At 68.3% G+C, this 2020-nt stretch carries 2 protein-coding genes; both read left to right on the plus strand.

Annotation, left to right across the window (positions count from 1 at the left end; translation table 11 throughout):
* A partial coding sequence (locus AB0K00_RS57675) for a potassium-transporting ATPase subunit KdpA (RefSeq protein ID WP_363540203.1) occupies positions 1-519 on the plus strand: 519 nt, incomplete at its 5' end.
* Positions 516-2020, plus strand: a 1505-nt coding sequence (gene kdpB, locus AB0K00_RS57680; RefSeq protein WP_363540205.1) for a potassium-transporting ATPase subunit KdpB, incomplete at its 3' end; no start/stop codon positions are given. The genes AB0K00_RS57675 and kdpB, both read left to right, overlap by 4 nt.

Consider the following 2020-nt stretch of genomic DNA (forward strand, 5'->3'; position numbering starts at 1 on the left):
CTCGCCGTCATCACCGTCTTCGTCGCCGGCCTCATGGTCGGCCGCACCCCCGAATACCTCGGCAAAAAGATCAGCGCCCGCGAAATCAAATTCGCCTCCCTGTACCTGCTCACCACACCCGCCCTGGTCCTGGTCGGCACCGCGGTGGCGATGGGGTCGGCGACCGCACGATCGTCGATGGCGAACCCCGGCGCGCATGGCCTGTCGGAGGTGTTGTACGCGTTCACGTCCGCGTCGAACAACAACGGCTCCGCCTTCGCCGGTCTCTCAGCGAACACCACCTTCTACAACACCGCCCTCGGGCTGTGCATGCTGCTGGGCCGGTTCCTGCCGATCATCCTCGTCCTCGGCCTCGCCGGATCCCTCGCCCGGCAAAGCCCCACACCACAGTCGGCCGGGACCTTGCGGACGTATCAGCCCTTGTTCATCGGCATGGTCGTCGCGGTCACCATTGTCGTGGTCCTGCTGACCTACCTGCCTGCCCTGGCCCTCGGCCCGCTCGCGGAAGGCATCCGATGAGCACTCCGACCCGCCGCCGGGTCGCCGGTGGACTGCTCGACCCCCAGCAACTGTGGAAGTCCACCCCCGACGCGCTCCGGAAACTGAACCCTGCCACGTTGTGGCGCAACCCGGTCATGTTCATCGTGGAGATCGGCTCGGTCTTCACCACCGTCCTGGCGGTGCTGCACCCGAGCGTCTTCGCCTGGGCCATCACCGTGTGGCTGTGGCTCACCGTCATCTTCGCCAACCTCGCCGAAGCCGTCGCCGAAGGCCGCGGCAAAGCCCAAGCCGAAACCCTGCGCCGGGCGAAGACCGACACCATGGCCCGGCGTCTCATCGGCGACGCCCGGGTCGAGGAATCCGTGCCCGCCGCTGCCCTGCAACTCGGCGACATCGTCGTGGTCGAGGCCGGACAGGTCATCCCCGGCGACGGCGACGTCATCGAAGGCATCGCCTCCGTCGACGAATCCGCCATCACCGGCGAATCCGCACCCGTCATCCGCGAATCCGGCGGCGACCGCAGCGCCGTCACCGGCGGCACCAAAGTCCTCTCCGACCGCATCATCGTACGCATCACCCAGAAGCCGGGTGAGTCGTTCATCGACCGGATGATCGCCCTGGTCGAGGGCGCGAACCGGCAGAAGACACCGAACGAGATCGCCCTCAACATCCTTCTCGCGTCGCTGACGATCATCTTCCTGCTGGCCGTCGCGACCCTGCAGCCCCTGGCGATCTACTCCAAGGGCGTGCAGGCGTTCGCACCCGACAGCCTCGCCCTCAACGGCAACGGCGTCACCGGCATCGTCCTCGTAAGCCTGCTGGTGTGTCTGATCCCGACCACGATCGGGGCGCTGCTGTCCGCGATCGGCATCGCCGGCATGGACCGCCTCGTGCAACGCAACGTCCTGGCCATGTCCGGCCGCGCCGTCGAAGCCGCCGGCGACGTCAACACCCTCCTCCTCGACAAAACCGGCACCATCACGCTGGGCAACCGGCAGGCCGGCGAGTTCCACACCGTCACCGGCGTCACCGCCGAGGAACTTGCCGACGCCGCACAACTGTCCAGCCTGGCGGATGAGACCCCAGAGGGCCGCAGCGTCGTCGTGTACGCCAAAACCGCGCACGGCCTGCGGGAACGCAGCCCAGGCGAACTGGCCAACGCCACCTGGGTCCCGTTCACCGCGCAGACCCGCATGTCCGGCGTCGACATCGACGACGGACAGGTCCGGCAGGTCCGCAAGGGCGCTGCGGCGGCGGTGATGCGGTGGGTGCGGCACAACGGCGGGCACCCGGCCAACGACGTCGGCGAGATCGTCGACGCGATCTCCGGGTCCGGCGGCACGCCGCTCGTCGTCGCCGAACGCCTCGGTGAGCAGCCCGCCCGCGCGCTCGGCGTCATCCACCTCAAGGACGTGGTCAAGGCCGGCATGCGGGAACGGTTCGACGAGATGCGCCGGATGGGCATCCGCACGGTGATGATCACCGGCGACAACCCACTGACAGCACGGGCGATCGCGGA

Source organism: Dactylosporangium sp. NPDC049525 (genome assembly GCF_040676755.1).
Classification (GTDB): Bacteria; Actinomycetota; Actinomycetes; order Mycobacteriales; family Micromonosporaceae; genus Dactylosporangium.